Raw genomic sequence first — 16,821 nt, 5'->3', positions numbered from 1 at the left:
TAAGCCGAGCGTCGCTTAATGAGCTCTAAATTCGATCAAGTAATCATATGAATTTTATATGACAGACAAAGAGAATCGTTCTTGTCAGCATTTGCTATGCAAGGTGTTTGTTACGACAAGTTGACTTGCAAATAATTATCAGAAGCACTCTTCTTCGAGTCGGCGAAGCGCGGTAATGGCGTCCGTGTCGTCGTTGTCCTCGAACAGTTCGGCCATGTAGTAGACGTGGGCGTGCATCAACAGAAGACGATCGGCCACCGGGCGCTCCGCCTCGGCGGCCGTGGCAAGGCGCTCTCGGAAGCGATCCCAGAACGGGTTGGCGAAAGTGGGGTCGTCGATGTAGCGGCGGAGGTGGACGAGCACAGCCTCCATGTTCCCCTCGAAATCGATGCCCTCGAAGGTGACGTATCTGTCGTTCTGGGGGTGGCCGGCGGTCGGCAAGATCGTACTCCCGTTGCGTGTCGAGTTGCCGTCGGCAGTTGCAATCACCTTGCCAAGTCGTGAAGAGAGCTGGATATCCGGGGTTTTCCTGAAGAAACAAGCTCCAATGGCTGGAGAAATCCGGCCAGATCGATGTCGCATTTGTGACAATGATTGCCAACTACATCGATATAGTAGTCGTTCACCCCTCGATTTACGCGTTTAAGCTCCTGAGGGCAAAGACGACGTCGTGTTTCTACGGAAGATTTCCTGACGCAAAAGAGGCAGTAAGTGGCCCGAAAAGCGGGGGGAGGCGACCGCGCCGACCCCAGGGTGTTCCGCCAGATGGCGGGCCCGGTTCGATAGAGAAGGATGGAGCATCATATGACTGACGTGACCCTCAAGGACGCCCCTGTCAAGGCGATCCCCACGAGCCAGGCCCTCATCGAAGATCCGTTGCTGAACAAGGGCACGGCCTTCACCCAGGCCGAGCGCGACGCGTTCAAGCTCAACGGCTATTTCGGCGACGCCGTCGAGACGCTCGACACGCAGGTTGCCCGCAGCCTCGAGACCATCCGCGCGCTGCCGACCAACCTCGACCGTTACGTTTACCTGCGCGACCTGCAGGACGCCAACGAGACGCTTTACTTCGCGGTGATCACCCGCAACCTCGACGAACTGCTGCCGATGATCTACACGCCGACCGTCGGCGCCGGCTGCCAGCAGTATCACCACATCATCCGTCGTCCGCGTGGCCTGTTCATCTCCTATCCGAACCGCGCCAAGATGGACGAGATCCTCGCCAACCCGCGCTATGACAATGTCGAGTGCATCGTCGTCACCGACGGCGAGCGCATCCTCGGCCTGGGCGACCAGGGCGTCGGCGGCATGGGCATCCCGGTCGGCAAGCTGGCCATCTACACCGGTTGCGGCGGCATCGCTCCCGACACCGTCCTGCCGATCACCCTCGACACCGGCACCAACAACGCCGAGCGCATCGCCGATCCGCTCTACTTCGGCTGGAAGCACGAGCGCGTCCGGGGCGAAGAATACGACAGCTTCATCGACCAGTTCGTCGAAGCCGTGAAGAAGCGTTGGCCGAACGTCCTGCTGCAGTGGGAAGACTTCCACAAGAACAACGCCAACCGCCTGCTGGACAAGTATCGTGACGCGCTCTGCACGTTCAACGACGACATCCAGGGCACCGCTTCGGTTGCCACGGGCACGCTGCTGTCGGCCATCCAGATCACCGGCAAGTCCCTCAAGGACCAGCGCGTCGCCATCCTCGGCGGTGGTTCGGCCGGCGTCGGCATCGCCGACCTGATCCGCATGGCCATGGTGTCCGAAGGCCTCTCGGACGAGGAAGCCCGCAAGCGCTTCTTCATCGTCGGCCGCTACGGCCTGGTCACCGAGAAGACCCCGAACCTCGACACCTTCCAGCTCGGCTTCCGTCAGGACAGCAAGATCATCGACGGCTGGGACGTCGCCGAGGCCGGCAAGGCTTCGCTCTATGAAGTGATCAAGAACGCCCAGCCGACCGTTCTCGTCGGCGTCGCCGGCCAGCCGGGCATGTTCACGGAAGAAATCATCCGTGAGATGGGCAAGCACACCGAGCGTCCGATCGTCTTCCCGCTGTCGAACCCGACGTCCTGCGTCGAGGCTCAGCCGTCGGACATCATCAAGTGGACCGAGGGACGCGCCATCATCGGCACGGGCTCGCCGTTCCTGCCCTTCGACTACGAGGGCAAGACCTACCACTTCGCCCAGACCAACAACTCCTACATCTTCCCGGGCGTCGGCCTGGGCACGCTGGCGGTCGGCGCCACGCGCGTGACGGACGCCATGTTCTTGGCCGCTGCCCGCGCTCTCGCCGAGCTGTCGCCTGCCAAGACCAACCCGGGCGACCGTCTGCTGCCGACGCTGGACCGCATGCGTGAGGTTTCCTCGCACATCGCCGTCGCCGTCGCCAAGCAGGCAATGTCCGAGGGCCTGGCCCCGAAGATGGACGACGCCGCCATCAAGGCCGCCATCAAGGCCAAGACCTGGGAGCCGGTCTACAAGTCGCTGGTGTGAACCGCGACATTGACTGAATGAATGAACCGGGCGGCCGTGAGGTCGCCCGGTTTCGTTTTGGGGATCGAGTTGGAAGAGACGAGCTCCATATCGGCGTTGCACCCCTTGCGGCCTGAGGTCCTCGCCTGCGCAAGGGTGACAATCTATATATTTGTTCTCATTATATAATTCTGTCATTCCCGCCTAGGCGGGGACCTCAGGCCGAAAGGGGCGAGCGGTTCATATAGGGCTCGTTTCCGAAATCGGGTGGCTTCGGTCGTTGGGTGGCAGCAGGGTAGGGCGAACCTACTGGAGCCCCAAATGTCCGCTCTCATGTCGCCCGAATTCCTGCTCACTTCGCTGATCGTCGTCGCCTCGCCCGGCACCGGCGTCATCTACACCCTCGGCGCCGGCCTCGGCCGGGGCGCCCGCGCCGCGACGATCGCCGCTTTCGGCTGCACGCTGGGCATCCTGCCGCATCTCGCCGCCGCCGTGCTCGGCCTCTCCGCCATGATGCAGACGAGCGTTCTCGCCTTCGAGATCCTGCGGGTGGCCGGTGTCGCCTACCTCCTCTACATGGCCTGGATGACGCTGAAGGAGACCGGGGCGCTGGCCGTGGCGCCGGACGGTCGGGACGCATCGCCGCTCGAGATCACCTTCCGCGCGATCCTTCTCAACCTCCTCAATCCCAAGCTCACGGTGTTCTTCCTCGCCTTCCTGCCGCAGTTCATCGGCCATGGCGAGGCGCAACCGACGCTGCGCTTCGTGGAGCTCGGCGGCGTGTTCATGGCGATGACCTTCGTCGTGTTCGTCGTCTACGGCGTTGCCGCCTCCACTGTGCGCGATCAGGTGCTGTCGCGGCCAGTGGTGCTCGCCATGATGCGCCGCCTGTTCGCCGGCGCCTTCGTGCTGCTGGGAGTCCGACTGGCGCTGACGGAACAGCAATAAGGCTCATCGGAAATCGACCGCCATCAGCAGGCAGAGCGCCAGAAGGCAGCCGAGGGAGCCCAGGAAGATGCGCTTCGCCCAGCTGCGTTCGGTGGTGGCGGTCGGGCTGGTGGCGGCGAGATGCAGCCAATAGCCGCCGCAGGCCACCGTCGTGCAGAGATAGGCAATGCCGGTGAAGCCGGCGAAGGGGAGAGCCACCGAGGTGGCGGTGAAGGCGCCGATCGAGACGAGGATCCGCTGTCTCGTGGCGGCGATACCGTGACGGAACGGATAGGTCGGCACGCCGGCGGCGGCATAGTCGTGGCGGCGCAGAACGGCGATGGCGTCGGAATGCGGGACCTGCCAGAGCGCGAACATCACGAACAGGATGACGGCGGCCGCGTCGAGGCGACCGGTCACGGCGCAATAGCCGATCACCGGCGGCGTGGCGCCGGCAAGGCTGCCCACCAGCACACTGACCGGCGAGCGCCGCTTGAACCACAGGCTGTAGGGGCCGACGTAGACGACGAGGCCGAAGGCGGCGACGGTTGCCGCCAGCGGGCCGGCGATCAGCGCCAGCAACAGCAACCCGCCGGCGGCCAGCACGCCGCCATAGGCAGAGGCCGTGGGAACGCCGACCGCGCCGGTGACCATTGGGCGGCCGGCTGTGCGGGCCATCCGGCCGTCGATGTCTCGGTCGATGACGTTGTTGATGACGCAGCCACCGGCCACCACCAGCGCGACGCCGACAAGCGTGGCGATCAACAGCCGAGCGTCCACCGCGCCACGCGCCGCCAGAAGGAAGCCGCCGGCGGTCGAGATCAGATTGCCCCCGACGATGCCGGGCTTCACGAGGCGCACATAGGGGTTGCGGCTGAGCGTCGTCATTTCAGAAGCTCTCTGGCGGCATGGTCATGGCCGGCATGTCCGGTCTCATCCGCTCGTGGGCGCTGAACATGATCCAGATGCTGCCGCCGACGAGGATGCCGACCACCAGCAGCGCGAACAGCGTGGCGAAGAGGTTCCAGCGCTGCTCGAGCGACGTGTCGACATGCAGGAAATCGGCGATGTGAACCACCACCTGCACCGCCGCCAGGACGAAGATCACGAAGATCGTGGCCTCGCGCGGCAATGCGTGGGTCATCACCAGGGCGAAGGCGGCGCCGGTCAGGATCACCGACAGGAGGAAGCCGCGTGCGTAATGCCTTAGCGAGGCGGCGGCGCCGGGCAGGTGCTGTGTTCGGCGATCGGCCATGTCAGAGGACTCCGGTCAGGTAGACATGGGTGAAGACGACGATCCAGATGACGTCGAGGAAGTGCCAGAACAGGCCGAGCAGGCCGAGGCGCCGATGGACCGTGGCGGTGAGACCGTCGCGAGCGAGGTGGAAGGCCGTGACCGCCATCCACACAAGGCCGGTCAGGACGTGCAGACCGTGCGTGCCGACCAGGGCGAAGTAGGAGGACAGGAAGGCGCTGCGGCTCGGGCCGGCGCCCTCCGCCACGAGGTGATGGAACTCGTAGGCCTCCATCGCGATGAAGAGGGCGCCGAGCGCGAAGGTCGCGCCGAGCCAGCGCAAGGTTGCCTGCCGGCGATCCTCGTGGGCGGCGATGGTGACGAAGCCGAAGGCGACGGAGCTCAGGAGCAGCACGGCGGTTTCGGCCAGCACGAACCAGAGGTCGAACAGCTCCCGTCCGGTTGGCCCGCCGGCATAGCTGCGGCCGACCACGGCGTAGACGGCGAACAGCGCGGCGAACAGCACCACGTCGCTCATCAGGTAGAGCCAGAAGCCGAAGACGGTCTTCTCGGTGAGTTCGGCGTCGTCGACGGCGGCGGGCGGATGCTGCGGGGCGTGAACCGAATGGGCTTCGGGAAGGTCGAACGGCATGGTCATGACTGGCCGCTCTCCTCAAGACGCCGCATCTCGATGTCCTTCACCTCGGCGGCCGGGATGACGTAGGCGATATCCTCCTGGAACAGGCGGTAGAGGAGGGCGGCGAGCATAGCGACGGCGCTGACGGCGACCATCCACCAGATGTACCAGACGAGACCGAAGCCAAGGCCGATGCTGAAGATGCCGATCAGGAAGCCGGCTGCCGTGTTCCGGGGCATGTGGATGTCGTAATAGGGCGTCGACCGCACGAACATGCCACCGCCTTCGGCCTTCATGCTGGCCCAGGCGTCGATCTCGGTGACGCGCGGCGTTTCGGCGAAGTTGTAGACCGGCGGCGGTGACGAGGTGGCCCATTCGAGGGTGCGGCCGTCCCACGGATCCCCGGTGAGATCGCGCAACTCGTCGCGTTTCCAGAAGCTGTAGACGATCTGCAGGATCGAGCAGGCAATGCCCACCGCGATGATCGCCGCGCCGAAGGCGGCCAGCACCAGCCAGGGCTGCCAATCTGGGTTGTCGTAGCTGTTGAGCCGGCGCGTCATACCCATGAAGCCCAGCACGTAGAGCGGCATGAAGGCGATGTAAAAGCCGATCAGCCAGCACCAGAAGGAGGCCTTGCCGAGCGGTTCGGACAGGCGGAAGCCCATGGCCTTGGGGAACCAGTAGTTGAGGCCGGCGAACATGCCAAACACCACGCCGCCGATGATGGTGTTGTGGAAGTGGGCGACCAGGAACAGGCTGTTGTGCAGCACGAAGTCGGCGCCGGGCATGGCCAGGAGCACGCCCGTCATGCCGCCGATGGTGAAGGTGACGAGGAAGCCGATGGTCCACAGCATCGGCACCGAGAAGCGCACGCGACCGCCGAGCATCGTGAACAGCCAGTTGAACATCTTCACGCCGGTGGGCACGGCGATGATCATGGTGGCGATGCCGAAGAAGGCGTTGACGCTGGCGCCTGCGCCCATCGTGAAGAAATGGTGCAGCCAGACGACGAAGGAAAAGAAGGTGATGGCAATGGTCGCCCAGACCAGCGACTTGTAACCGAACAGCGGCTTGCCGGAGAAGGTGGCGACGACTTCGGAGAACACGCCGAAGGCGGGCAGAACCAGGATGTAGACTTCAGGATGGCCCCAGGCCCAGAACAGATTGACGTACATCATCTGCTCGCCGCCACCGTCGTTGGTGAAGAAATGCGTGCCGACGTAGCGGTCGAGGCCGAGCAAGGCCAGCGTGGCGGTGAGGATCGGGAAGGCGGCGACGATCAGTACGTTGGTGCAGAAGGTCGTCCAGGTGAAGATGGGCATGCGCATCATCTTCATGCCGGGCGCCCGCATGCGCAGGATGGTCGTGAGAAAGTTGACGCCGGTGAGCAAGGTGCCGACGCCGGCGATCTGCAGGCTCCAGATGTAGTAGTCGACGCCGACATCGGGACTGAACGCCAGTTCCGACAGGGGCGGATAGGCGGCCCAGCCCGTCTTGGCGAACTCGCCGAACACCAGCGAGGCATTGACCAGCATGGCTCCGGAGAAGGTGAGCCAGAAGCTGAGGGAGTTCAGGAAGGGAAAGGCGACGTCGCGCGCGCCGATCTGCAAGGGCACGACGATGTTCATCAAGCCCACCACCAGCGGCATCGTCGCGAAGAAGATCATGATGACGCCGTGGGCCGAGAAGATCTGGTCGTAGTGGTGTGGCGGCAGATACCCGGGGTTTGGGGCGAGGCTCATCGACTGCTGAAGGCGCATCATGGCGGCGTCGGCAAAGCCGCGCAGCAGCATGACGAGGCCGAGCACGATGTACATGATGCCGATCTTCTTGTGGTCGACGGAGGTGAGATACTCCGACCACAGCCAGCGCCAGCGACCGTAGTAGGTGATCGCTGCCGCCACCCCCAGGGCGCCCAGCAGTGCGACCCCCACGGCGCCCATGGTGACGATCTGGTCGTAGGGGATGTCCTCTAGGGTGAGCTTTCCGAAAATGGGGTTCACGTCTCGCTCTCCTGGGCTGCCGCCATGACACGGACGGACACGTTCAATGCTCCGCTGGTCCCGTCTCCTTCGGCGGCGGCGTGTGGCGATATTTGTCGATGAGGCTCTGCAGCAGGTTCGGGTTGCCCGGCGCGTAATGGATGACCGGCGCGTTGGCCTTTTCGTCGGCGAGCTTGTCGAAGGCGGCCGCGTCGAGCGGGCGTCCGCTTGATGCGACTTCGCGCGTCCAGGCCTCGAACTCGTCCGGCGAGGTGGCGACCGCCTTGAAGCGCATGCCGGAGAAGCCGGCGCCGCTGTAGTTGGCCGACATGCCACCGAAGGTTCCGGGCTTGCTGGCGATCAGACTCAGCTCGGTGCGCATGCCGGCCATGGCGTAGATCTGGCCGGCGAGGCCGGGGATGAAGAAGGAGTTCATCACCGTGTCGGAGGTGATGTTGAAGTGCACGGGCGTGTCGACGGGAAAGACCACCTCGTTAACGCTGGCGATGTTCTGCTTGGGGTAGATGAACAGCCATTTCCAGTCGAGCGCGACGACGTCGACCTCCAGCGTCTCGCCGTCATGTTCCAGCGCGCGATAAGGATCGAGCGCGTGGGTGCTCGTCCACGCCAGCGACCCCAGCGCGATGACGATGAGCAGCGGCACGATCCAGACGACGGCTTCGATGGCGTTGGAGTGCGCCCAGTTGGGCATCGAGCGGGGATGCTTGTTCGAGGCGCGATAAAGGTAGGCGAAGAGCAGCGCCATCACGATGACCGGCACAACCACCAGAAGCATCAGCGCGGTGGAGATCAGGATGAGCTGCTTCTCGCGCGCGGCGACCGGGCCGCTCGGATCCAGAACGGGGAAGCGGCATCCGGCGGCGAGAAGGGCGAGGCAAAGGACCATCGATGCCGAGCCCACGCGGGTCAGAAGGCTGCGAGCGCGCCTCAGGCTTTCGATGACGGACAAGGCAACATCTCCGATGCGATCACCCGGAGCGGCCGCGGCCACTCCCTCGACTCGCGGAGCCCTTGCCGGAGAAAGGCCCCTTGGCCAAACGCTTGACTGCGCCATGGGTTCCCCGCGATCCGTCTTTTGTCGGCGTTTGGGCGCGCAGAGCCATTGTTCCTTTTTTGTTTCAATTGGTTAGCTACTCTCGTCCTTTGCCGGCGTGTCGGTGACGCGACGAATGACCCGTTCCAGCGTCAGGCCCTGGACGATTGCCGAGAACAGGATGACCGCGTAAGTCGCCGCCAGGATCAGCTCGCGCTCGGTGCCGGAGGGCAGGGACAGGGCGAGGGCGGCCGAGATGGCGCCCCGGACGGCCGCCCAGACGAGGATGGCGCCGGCGCCTCGCTCGAAGTTCAGCCACCGGCCCAGCATGGCGAGCGCGGCGGTGACGGTGACGGTGCGGGCGATCAGTACCACCGGGACCGCGACCAAACCGAACAGGAAGGGTGTCGCCTGGAAGTGGAGCACCAGCACCTCGAGCCCCAGCAGCACGAACAGGCCGGCGTTGAGGAGATCGTCGATGAGACGCCAGAAGCCGTAGAAATAGGCGCGAGTGCGCTCGCTCATGGCGCGGGTGGCGCCGACGTTGCCGACCAGGACGCCCGAAGCGACCACGGTGATCGGCCCGCTGACGGCCACGGCCTCGGCCAGCGCATAGCCGCCCATGGCGACGGCCAGCGAGATGAGCACCTCGACCGAATAGTCGTCGATCTGCCGGAAGGCGTGCAGGGCGGCGAAGCCGATGGCGGCGCCGAGCAGCAGGGCGCCGGCGATTTCGGCCAGCATTTCCAGCGTGGCGAGGCCGACGCCGGTGTCGCCGCTGCCGGTGGCCATCGACAGCGCCAGGGAGAACAACACCACGCCGACACCGTCGTTGAACAGCGACTCGCCCTTGACGTCCACGCGCAACTGGTCGGGCAGCGTAACGTGCTGGAGCACCGCCGACACGGCGATCGGATCGGTGGGGGCGATGAGGGCGCCGAACACGAAACACCAGGCGAAGGAGAGCGACAGCCCGAAGATCTGGGCGGCCACGAACAGCATGGCCGCGACCAGAAGGGCCGAGAAGACGACCCCGACGGTGGCGAGCAGCGCGATGGCAAGACTGCGTCGCTTGAGTTCCTGCCAGTCGACGGTGATGGCGGCCGCGAACAGCAGGAAGGCGAGAATGCCGTCCATCAGCGTCGACTCGAGATCGATGCGTCGCAGCATCGACTCGACCGCGCTGACTGGCCACAGCGACGGAATCAACCGTTCCGCCACCAACAGCACGATCGCTGCCCCAAGGCCCATCAGCAGCAACGCGATGTGCTCCGGCAATCGAATGAAGCGCCGGTTGAGCCAACTGAAGCCGGCGGTCACGAAGACCAGCAGCGCGAAGACTTGGAAAATGGTCAGTTTGGCCTCCGCGCGCTTGTCGTCGGGAAGGGAAGCCCCCGGCCGATCATGCGGCCGGCCGGGGTTCGTGCCGGATCAGGGCAGGGCATAGGCGATCAGCTCGTCGCTGATCGGCGTTTCCATGAAGTGATGGCCGCCGGCCATGATCACCACGTACTGTTTGCGGTCGACTTCGTAGGTCATCGGCGTCGCCTGACCGCCGCCGGGCAGCGTATCGCTCCACAGCATCTTGCCGGTGCGAAGGTCGATGGCCCGGATGAGGTTGTCCGTGGCGGCGGCGATGAACACCACGCCGCCGGCCGTCACCACCGCGCCGCCGTTGTTGGGCGTGCCGATGTCGATGGGCAGCATGGAGGGAATGCCGAACGGTCCGTTGGTCCGGGCGGTGCCGAAGGGCCGATCCCACAGGGTCATGCCGCTCTTGAGGTCGATCGCCCGAATGCCGCCATAGGGCGGCTCCTTGCAGAGGAGCCCGGTGAACGGCAGGCGCCAGCCGGCGTTGACGTTGATGGCGAAGGGCGTTCCTGCCTGCGGATCGCCGGCGCCCTCGGCGCCGCCCATCTCGCCGCGCGCCTGACTGCGTGGCGCCCAGCCCAGCTTGTCCGCCTTGTCGCGCGGAACGAGGCGCAGGTAGTTGGGCATGTCGTTGTAGTTGGCCACGATGATGCCGCGCCCTGGGTCGACGGCGATGCCGCCCCAGTCCGACCCGCCGTTGTAGCCGGGATACTCGATGCTGGGCGTCGAGGTGGTCGGCGGCGTGTAGAAGCCCTGGTAGCTGGCGGTGCGGAACTGGATGCGGCAGACCATCTGATCGATGGGCGACATGCCCCACATGTCCTTTTCCGTCAGGTCGGGCTTGCGCAGCGTGTGGTAGAGCGAGTGCGGTTGGGCGGGCGAGCGCTGTTCGGGTTCGACGCCGCCGCCCGGCGCCGGACGCTCTTCCACCTTGGTCAGCGGCTCGCCGGTGCGGCGGTCGAGGACGTAGATGTCGCCCTGCTTGGAGGGAAGAAGAAGCGCCGGCACGCTGCCGCCCTCGGTCGGGAAGTCGATGAGGCTCGCCTGCGAGCCGAGGTCGTAGTCCCAGACGTCCTTGTGAACGGTCTGGAAGTGCCAGACGGGACGGCCGGTGCCGACGTCGAGCGCCACGAGCGAGGTGGCATATTCGTTTTCCACATCGCTGCGCTGGCTGCTCCAGTAATCGACCGCCGAGTTGCCGAGCGGGAGATAGACGAGGCCGAGTTTCTCGTCGCCGCTTGCCGCCGTCCACATGTTGGGCGTGCCGCGCGCGTAGCTGCCGCCGTCCGGCGGCGGGCCGGTCAGGTCCGGCTGTTTCATGTCCCAGACCCAGCGCAGGGCGCCGGTGACGGCGTCGAAGCCCTGGATGGCGCCTGAGGGCGCGCTGCGCTTCTGACCATCGAGCACCTGATGGCCAACGACGATGATGCCGCGGACGATGGTTGGCGCGGCGGTGATCGACAGCATGCCGGGCTCGACCTCGCCCATGCCGACCTTGGTATCGACAATGCCGTTGTCGCCGAAATTCTCGCAAGGGGCGCCGCTGTTGGCGTCGACGGCGATCAGCCGGGCGTCGAGCGTGCCCTCGATGATGCGGCTGGCGCACAGCTCGGTTGGGGCGACGCCGGGCAGGTCGTAGTAGGTCACGCCGCGACAGGCGGCTGTATAGGGAATCCAGTCGTCGCTGACCCTGGGATCATAGCGCCAGCGCTCCTTGCCGGTCGCCGCGTCGAGCGAGATCAGGATGTTCTTCGGCGTGCAGAGGTAGAGCGCGCTGCCCACCTTGAGCGGCGTCGTCTCGGCGCCGTACTTGCCCTCGGCGAACTTCGATTGGGGCAGGTCGCCGGTGTGGATGCTCCAGACCCGCTTGAGCTTGCCGGCGTTGTCCGGGGTGATCTGGTCGAGCGGCGAGTAGCGGCGGGCGCTGTTGCTGCCGCCATAGGCGGGCCAGTCGGCGCCAGCTTTCCATAGCGACGGATCGGACATGGCGTTGGCCTGGCCGGCTGGCGGCAGGGCGCCGGAGTAGGTGACGACGTGCGGGTTGGGCAGGATCAGGGAGAAGGCGGCAAGAAGAACGACGATGACCGTGTTGGCGACAAGCGCCGAGCGCCAGTTGCCGATCCTCGGCATCAACACCGGAATGGCGGCGATGATGAACAGCAGCAGCACCGTCGGTGCGATGACGCGCGGTACAAGGGCCCAGCCGTCGAAACCGGTCTCCCAAAGCGCCCAGACCAGCGTGGCGGCATAGACGACCGCATAGACCCACAGAGCGATAATGCTGCCGCGCCACAGGAGGCTGGCGGTCGCCAGAAGACCGAGACCGGCGAGCGCATAGTAAGGCGAGCCGCCGACATAGATGAGATACCCGCCCCCAAAGAGCAGGACGAGGCCGATGAGGCCGATTACGAGCGCGAGAAGAAGAACTGGCCAGGGAGACCGGTATTTTGCGGGCATGATACTCATGAGGCACCTCCGTCTGGTGGCTTTCAAACGTGCCTCGCGTGGTGCGGGACGGCGAGAACGGAACGGAGAGCATATTTCCGACTTCGAGATTTCAGAGGAAATCCCAGTAAACTCCGTAAGCTTGGCGGAAACGTCGGGAAGGACCGATGGTTCCAACATTGTGATGAATGCCGATTCCCTCGGTTCCGCCCGAAAGGGCGAAACCTCACGGAAGCGCCCGACCGGGCGGGCCGGATGGACGTGGTCTTCATCAACCCCGGACGAGGCCCGCAACCGCGCCGAAGCCACAGGGCCTGCGCAAAACGCGCGAGGCGACGCCGCCCCCCTTGACGCCGGTCGTATGAATCGAATCAATAGCTGGACCGCCTCGGGGGGAGGACGGCAGTTTTCTTGAGGGGCCGTCGTTTTCCATGTCCACCGCCATTCTGACGTCCGGGACCATCGGGCGCGCCGAGCAGTTCTCGACCCGCGTCGCCTTCTTCATCGCCGGTTTCGGCGGCGCCGTCTGGGCCGGGCTGGTGCCTTTCGCCAAGACGAGGACGGGGCTTGAGGCTGGCGGTCTCGGCCTGCTGCTGCTCGCCTTCGGCATCGGCTCCATCGTCGCCATGCCGCTCGCAGGCGCCTTGGCCGGCAAATATGGCTGCCGCCGCGTGCTGATCGCCTCGTCGCTGATGGTCTGTCTCGCCCTGCCGGCGCTGGCCATCGTGTCGAGCGCGCCGCTGCTCGCCGTCGCGCTGTTCATTCTGGGCGCCGGCGTCGGCTCGGTCGATTGCGTGGTCAACATCCAGGCGGTGATCGTCGAACGGGCGGCCGGCAAGGCGCTGATGAGCGGCTTTCATGGTCTCTTCAGCGTCGGCGGCATCGTCGGGGCTGGCGGTTGCGCCCTCATTCTCAGCCTCGATGCCTCGCCGCTCACCGTGTCGTTGATAGCCATCGTCTTCACGGCCGGCCTTCTGGTCTGGGCGGCGCCGCATTTCCTCGGCTTCGGTGGCGGCACCTCCGGCCCGGCCTTCGCGCTGCCGCGCGGCGTGGTGCTGTTCATCGGCATTCTCTGCTTCATCGTCTTCCTGACCGAGGGATCCGTTCTCGACTGGAGCGCGGTGTTCATCACCTCCGTGCGTGGCGGCGATCCGAACCACGCCGGTTTCGGCTACGCGGCCTTCGCCACCACCATGACCATCGGTCGCCTGTCGGGCGACGCCATCGTGCGCCGGATCAGCCGGACGACGATCATTCTGGTCGGCGGGCTTCTGGCCGCGTCGGGCCTGCTGGTCGCAACGCTGGTGCCATCGGTGCCGGCGGCGATGATCGGCTTTGCGATGATCGGTGCGGGCTGCTCGAACATCGTGCCGGTGCTCTACAGCGCCATCGGCAAGCAGACGCTGATGCCTGAAAGCGTGGCCGTGCCGGCAGTGACGACGCTGGGCTACGCCGGCATCCTGATGGGGCCGGCCGCCATCGGCTTCGTCGCCCATGTCGCCTCGCTGCCGACCGCTTTCCTGATCGTCTCGGTGTTCCTCATCGGCGTGGCGGCGAGCGGACGCTTCCTGAAAGTGTAACGAGGGGTTTGCGGCGGCGGACGCCGCCCACTATTCTTGCGCCATGATCTACGTCGCCGACCGCCTCTATATCGACGAGAAGGACCTTTCCTTCTCCTACGTCCAGGCGTCAGGGCCGGGCGGGCAGAACGTCAACAAGGTTGCGACGGCGGTTGCACTGCGCTACGACCTTTACAACGCCTCGGGCATTCCCTGGGAAACCAAGGTGCGCGCCTCGCGCATCGCCGGCCCCTCGCGGCTGACGCAGGCCGGCGAGATCGTCATCCAGGCCCAGCGCTTCCGCTCGCAGGAGCGCAACCGCGAGGACGCTCTCGATCGCCTCAAGGCCATTCTCGCCGAAGCGGCCATCCCGCCCAAACCGCGCGTCGCCACCCGTCCGACGCGAGCGAGCCAGGTGCGCCGCGTCGACGCCAAGACCAAGCGTGGGGCGATCAAGCGCGACCGGCGCGCGCCGGTCGGCGAGGACTGACCATGGCGCTCCTCACTGGCGGTTGCCTGTGCGGCAGGGTCCGCTACGAGGTGGAGCGCGACGGCGCCATCGTCGATTACTGTCATTGCGACAGCTGCCGGCGCTCCACTGGCGGCGCCACGGTGGCCTGGATGCAGGTGTCGCCGGCACACTTCCGCATCACGGTTGGCGCGGCGGCGGCCTATCGTTCGTCGCCCCGCTCCATCCGGCATTTCTGCCCGGCCTGCGGCAGCCAGCTCTACATGACCGATGACGCGGGGCGCTCGGTCGGCGTCACGCTGGGCACGCTCGACGACAAGGAGGCGGTGGCGCCGGCCGCCCATGGCTGGGATGGCGACCGGCCGAGCTGGCTTTGCCTTGCCGACGATCTGCCGCGCTTTGTCGGCGATCCCGATTACGACAGCTGATCTTCCGGCGCGGGCAGGGCGCCGGTGTCCTCGTCGGTCTCGGCGGCGTCCAGCAGGTTCGTGTCGAGCTTCTTGTTGGTCTTGAGCCCGAGAGAGCGCAGCATCTCGGCCTGCCGGATGACGTTGCCGCGACCGGTGGCGAACTTGCCGTAGGCGCGGTCGTAGGCCCCCTGGGCGTCCTTCAGTCCCTTGCCGACCTTTTCGAGGTCTTCGACGAAGCCGACGAACTTGTCGTAGAGCTCGGCGCCGCGCTTGGCGATGTCCTGGGCATTCTTGGTCTGCTGTTCCCGCTGCCAGAGCTGGGCGACGATGCGCACGACGAACAGGAGCGACGACGGGCTGACCAGCAGGATGTTCTTCTCCCAGGCCTGATGCCACAGTTCGGCGTCGCGGGTGATGGCGACCAGGAAAGCCGGCTCGATTGGCACGAACAGGATGACGAAGTCGAGCGCGGCGATGCCGTGGATCTCCTGGTAGTTCTTGGCCGACAGGTCCTTGATGTGGCCGCGGATGCTGTCGAGATGGCGGCGCAGCGCCGCCTCGCGGGCGGCATCGTCCTCGGCGGTGGAGAACAGCTCGTAGGCGTTGAGCGACACCTTGCTGTCGATCACCATGAAGCGCTGCCCCGGCAGGTTCAGCACCACGTCGGGCTGGATGCGGCTGCCGTCCTCGCGCGAGTGGCTCTCCTGCGGTACGAAGTGCACGCCCTTGACGAGACCGGCCGCCTCGAGCACCCGCTCGAGGATCATTTCGCCCCAGTTGCCCTGGCTCTTGTTCTGGCCGCGCAGCGCCGAGGTGAGGTTGTTGGCGTCGCGCGAGAGCTGCTGGTTGAGGCTGAACAGCTGCCGTACCTGCTCGCCGAGCGCCGAACGCTCCTTGGCCTCGTTGATGTAGACCTCCTCGACCTTGCCCTTGAAGTCGGCAAGCTGCACCTTGAGCGGATCGATCAGCGTGCCGAGCGAGGCGCGGTTGGCTTCCGAGAAGGACTTGGACTTCTCCTCCAGGATGTCGGCGGCCAGTGCCTTGAACTGGTCGGAGAGCTGTGTCCGCGCCTCCTGCAGCAACGCCAGCTTCTCGTTCGACGCCTTGCGCTCTTCCTCGGCGCGCGAGCGCATGTCGGTGAGGGCGACGCGCGCCTCGCCGAGAAGTCGCTGGGCTTCCTCGCGTTGCTCGCGGGCGCGCAGAAGCTCCGCCTTCAGCGTCTCGGCCTCTTCCGTCTTGGCGCGGAGGTCGGCGTTGGTGGCGCTGAGCTTGGACTGGACGGTGCCGAGCGCCTCGCGCAGGTCCGCCTCGTCTTCCTCGTTCCTGCTCTTGATGTCGGCAAGCGCTGTGCGCGCCCCTTCAAGCTCGCGTACGAGGCGGCGCGTCTCGTTGTCGCGCTCTTCCAGCGTGGCGCGGGTGCGGGCGAGTTCGGTGTTGAGAGCGGCATGCTGCTCCTTGAGCCGAGCAAGCTGGCTGTCGGCATCGGCAAGGCGCAAGGCCCGTTCCTCGAGACGGGCCAGCTCCAGGCGCCCGGCCGCTTCGCTGTCGGCGAGGCGGCGGCGGGCGGAGGCATTCGTCAAGGCAAGAACGATGAGGCCCGCCACCAGGATCGCGGCGAGGATGATGACGGGCATCGCCTCGGCGAGGGTGGTGGTCGTGAAATAGTCCGGCACGGCGACTCCTTGTCGTTTCCGTTTTGTTTACCATATCCACATCGTGTCGCTGAGGAAACCGCAGGCTATCGGCGAAGCCTTTCCTGGCGCTGGCGGGAAAAGCCCGGAAAAGTCGGGAGCCGGTCTGTGGACGCCCCGGGATGTGGATATTTGGTGATCGAGAAAAGCCCAGAAATCCGCCTGATTTCGAGCGATTTGCCTGTGTGACGGTTTTTTGAAGAAAAGCCGTTGACAGGTCCGGGGAGGGCCCCTATAAACCGCTCCAACGACGGCGGCGCTGCGGCGACGTGGTGCCGGCGGATGGTTCGTCGCCTAGTGCGACGGTCTCGGAAGGGAGATGGAGCGGCGGTTTCGCTGGGTCATCAGTGATCTTCCCGAACGGACGTTAAAAACATGTCCGGGGCGTTTTGGTCGGTCGAGGTCGTCATGTTGACGGGTTTGGCAGATCTAGCTCTGACGCGCTTTTGGGGTCTGTGTTTTTGAAGGGCTGGTTCCCTTCGGTTCTTTGACAAGTGAATAGGAAGAAAGAGAAACGTGGCCGGCGCTTAGGGCATTCGGCACGTGACTGACCTGAGAGGGTTGGTCGGG

14 protein-coding genes are annotated in these 16,821 nt (G+C 65.4%); 5 read left to right on the top strand and 9 right to left on the bottom strand.

The features are described 5' to 3' along the window. Positions 1–138: 138 nt before the first annotated feature. Positions 139–441: a N(2)-fixation sustaining protein CowN gene (gene cowN, locus M4J40_RS05450; RefSeq protein ID WP_251752721.1), complete on the bottom strand. Its 303-nt coding sequence runs from the start codon at positions 439–441 to the stop codon at positions 139–141. Between the two features lie 363 nt (positions 442–804). Here cowN and M4J40_RS05445 point away from each other — a divergent pair, with 363 nt between their 5' ends. Beyond that, a complete protein-coding gene (locus M4J40_RS05445) occupies positions 805–2,493 on the top strand; it encodes an NAD-dependent malic enzyme (RefSeq protein ID WP_251752720.1) in 1,689 nt (562 codons plus the stop codon). A gap of 312 nt (positions 2,494–2,805) precedes the next feature. Then, entirely contained in the window at positions 2,806–3,420 is a 615-nt protein-coding gene (locus M4J40_RS05440; RefSeq protein WP_251753173.1) for a LysE family translocator, read from the top strand. Positions 3,421–3,423: 3 nt separating this feature from the next. Here the strand turns inward: M4J40_RS05440 and cyoE are convergent, their stop codons facing one another. The 7 genes from cyoE to M4J40_RS05405 all read right to left on the bottom strand — a co-directional run bounded on the left by cyoE (position 3,424) and on the right by M4J40_RS05405 (position 12,143). Beyond that, positions 3,424–4,287: a heme o synthase gene (cyoE, locus tag M4J40_RS05435; protein ID WP_251752719.1), complete on the bottom strand. Its 864-nt coding sequence runs from the start codon at positions 4,285–4,287 to the stop codon at positions 3,424–3,426. Position 4,288: 1 nt separating this feature from the next. Further along, the gene (gene cyoD, locus M4J40_RS05430) at positions 4,289–4,654 is read right to left on the bottom strand and encodes a cytochrome o ubiquinol oxidase subunit IV (RefSeq protein ID WP_251752717.1); all 366 of its coding nucleotides are present in this window, start codon (positions 4,652–4,654) and stop codon (positions 4,289–4,291) included. Position 4,655: 1 nt separating this feature from the next. Then, on the bottom strand, positions 4,656–5,285 hold the full coding sequence (gene cyoC / locus M4J40_RS05425) for a cytochrome o ubiquinol oxidase subunit III (protein ID WP_405030721.1): 630 nt from the start codon (positions 5,283–5,285) through the stop codon (positions 4,656–4,658). A 2-nt stretch (positions 5,286–5,287) separates the two neighbouring features. Beyond that, on the bottom strand, positions 5,288–7,264 hold the full coding sequence (gene cyoB, locus M4J40_RS05420) for a cytochrome o ubiquinol oxidase subunit I (protein ID WP_251753172.1): 1,977 nt from the start codon (positions 7,262–7,264) through the stop codon (positions 5,288–5,290). 52 nt (positions 7,265–7,316) lie between these two features. Beyond that, positions 7,317–8,222 (bottom strand): ubiquinol oxidase subunit II, encoded by a 906-nt coding sequence (gene cyoA, locus M4J40_RS05415; RefSeq protein ID WP_251752716.1) that lies wholly within the window; start codon positions 8,220–8,222, stop codon positions 7,317–7,319. A 177-nt stretch (positions 8,223–8,399) separates the two neighbouring features. Continuing rightward, positions 8,400–9,626 carry a sodium:proton antiporter gene (locus M4J40_RS05410; RefSeq protein ID WP_251752714.1) on the bottom strand — a complete coding sequence of 409 codons (1,227 nt, stop codon included), beginning with the start codon at positions 9,624–9,626 and terminating at the stop codon, positions 8,400–8,402. A gap of 111 nt (positions 9,627–9,737) precedes the next feature. Next, positions 9,738–12,143 carry a membrane-bound PQQ-dependent dehydrogenase, glucose/quinate/shikimate family gene (locus M4J40_RS05405; RefSeq protein ID WP_251752712.1) on the bottom strand — a complete coding sequence of 802 codons (2,406 nt, stop codon included), beginning with the start codon at positions 12,141–12,143 and terminating at the stop codon, positions 9,738–9,740. Positions 12,144–12,553: 410 nt separating this feature from the next. Between M4J40_RS05405 and M4J40_RS05400 the strand changes: the two genes are divergently transcribed. From M4J40_RS05400 to M4J40_RS05390, 3 genes are read left to right on the top strand one after another with little or no spacing between them, the layout of a single operon-like run. Beyond that, positions 12,554–13,702, top strand: a complete 1,149-nt coding sequence (locus M4J40_RS05400) for an MFS transporter (RefSeq protein ID WP_251752710.1) — start codon at positions 12,554–12,556, stop codon at positions 13,700–13,702. 43 nt (positions 13,703–13,745) lie between these two features. Continuing rightward, entirely contained in the window at positions 13,746–14,171 is a 426-nt protein-coding gene (gene arfB, locus M4J40_RS05395; RefSeq protein ID WP_251752708.1) for an alternative ribosome rescue aminoacyl-tRNA hydrolase ArfB, read from the top strand. A 2-nt stretch (positions 14,172–14,173) separates the two neighbouring features. Further along, a complete protein-coding gene (locus M4J40_RS05390) occupies positions 14,174–14,578 on the top strand; it encodes a GFA family protein (RefSeq protein WP_251752706.1) in 405 nt (134 codons plus the stop codon). Here the strand turns inward: M4J40_RS05390 and rmuC are convergent. After that, positions 14,566–16,233, bottom strand: a complete 1,668-nt coding sequence (rmuC, locus tag M4J40_RS05385; protein ID WP_251752704.1) for a DNA recombination protein RmuC — start codon at positions 16,231–16,233, stop codon at positions 14,566–14,568. The genes M4J40_RS05390 and rmuC overlap by 13 nt on opposite strands. Between the last annotated feature and the right edge of the window lie 588 nt (positions 16,234–16,821).

The sequence above is a fragment of the Pleomorphomonas sp. JP5 genome, assembly GCF_023721815.1.
In the GTDB taxonomy this organism is placed as follows: Bacteria; Pseudomonadota; Alphaproteobacteria; order Rhizobiales; family Pleomorphomonadaceae; genus Pleomorphomonas.
This window is presented reverse-complemented; position numbering and strand designations above follow the sequence as displayed.